Origin of the sequence: Heterorhizobium halophytocola, from assembly GCF_017873095.1 — a bacterium.
Classification (GTDB): domain Bacteria; phylum Pseudomonadota; class Alphaproteobacteria; order Rhizobiales; family Rhizobiaceae; genus Allorhizobium; species Allorhizobium halophytocola.
Window position 1 is genome coordinate 1 of sequence record NZ_JAGGJU010000028.1, and the last position, 1,445, is coordinate 1,445.

Annotated in this window: 1 protein-coding gene; it reads left to right on the plus strand. The window is 62.5% G+C overall.

Annotated elements, in window-relative coordinates:
* The first annotated feature begins 18 nt into the window (after window positions 1-18).
* On the plus strand, window positions 19-1,389 hold the full coding sequence (locus tag J2Z17_RS25120; protein WP_209949599.1) for an IS1182 family transposase: 1,371 nt from the start codon (window positions 19-21) through the stop codon (window positions 1,387-1,389).
* Window positions 1,390-1,445 lie beyond the last annotated feature (56 nt).

Here is a 1,445-nt window from a genome sequence, read left to right on the forward strand (position 1 = left end):
TTTGTGATTCAGTGGGACATGTTGAAGAAACCTGCTCCCGAACAGACGGCTCTCGAGATGGTAACGCTCAACAGTCTGGTGCCGAAGGATCACCTGCTTCGCAAGATCGACGCGGTGATCGACTTCTCCTTCATCCATGAGCGCGTTGCCGGTCTCTACTGCGCCGACAATGGCCGTCCACCGCTCGATCCTACGCGGATGTTCAAGACCCTGTTCATCGGCTATTTGTTCGGCATCCGGTCCGAGCGGCAGCTGGTGCGCGAGATCGAGGTCAACGTCGCCTATCGCTGGTTTTTGCGGATGAAGCTGACGGATGGCGTGTTCGACGCCTCGACGCTTTCCCAGAACCGGCGCCGTCGCTTCAACGACACGTCGGTCGCCCAGGACATCTTCGACCAGATCGTCAGCCAGGCGATCGGCCACGGGCTGGTCGATGGCACGGTGCTCTATACCGACAGTACGCATCTGAAGGCCAATGCCAACAAGGGCAAATACGATCTTGCGCTGATCGAGAAGTCGCGGTCGGACTACTGGGCCGATCTCGACCGGGCGATCGAGGCCGAGCGGGCGCTGCATGGCCAGACGCCGCTGAAGGAGAAGGAGCGCGCGCCGCAGGTGAAGGAAACCAAGGTGTCGCGCACCGATCCCGACAGCGGCTACATGGTGCGCGACGGCAAGCCGAAGGGCTTCTTCTACCTCGATCATCGCACCGTCGATGGTCGCCACGCGATCATCACCGATACGCATGTGACGCCGGCCAATGTGCATGACAGCATCGTCTATCTCGACCGGCTGGACCGCCAGCGCAGGCGCTTCGGCCTTGAGGTGAAAGCCGTGGGTCTGGATGCAGGTTACGCCGCGGCGGGCATCGCCAACGGACTGGAGGCACGAGAGATCCTCGGCGTCACCGGCTATCGCAACCCGACGCCACCAAGGCCCGGCATGATGCGCAAGTCGCAATATGCATACGAGCCCGGGATGGATGGCTACCGCTGCCCGCAAGGCCAGTTGCTCGCCTATGCCACGACGGACCGCAACGGCTACAGGCATTACACATCCGATCCGGCCATCTGCCGCGACTGCCCGCTTCTGGCGTCCTGCACTTCAAACGGCAAGGCCATCCGGACCATCACACGCCATGTCTGGGCCGATGCCCGCGAACGCACCGACGCCCATCGCAAGACGCCCTGGGGCAAAGCCGTCTACAAACGACGAAAGGAGACGGTCGAGCGATCCTTTGCCGATGCAAAGCAGCTTCACGGCCATCGATACGCCCGCTTCCGAAGTCTCGCCCGCGTCGCATGCCAATGCCTCCTGGCAGCAAGCGCCCAGAACATCAAGAAGATCGCAATGGCCCTCGCCAAGGCCGCTCAACCGGCGCCAGCGTGAGGCAGCAGCAGACCTCGCGGCCTCATCCAGAGCCGATCCACCGGCCCCAAATACCG

What these genes read in the sequence shown, in the direction of transcription:
- J2Z17_RS25120 (WP_209949599.1), top strand. Translation starts at nt 19, where the DNA reads ATGTTGAAGAAACCTGCTCCCGAACAGACGGCTCTCGAGATGGTAACG.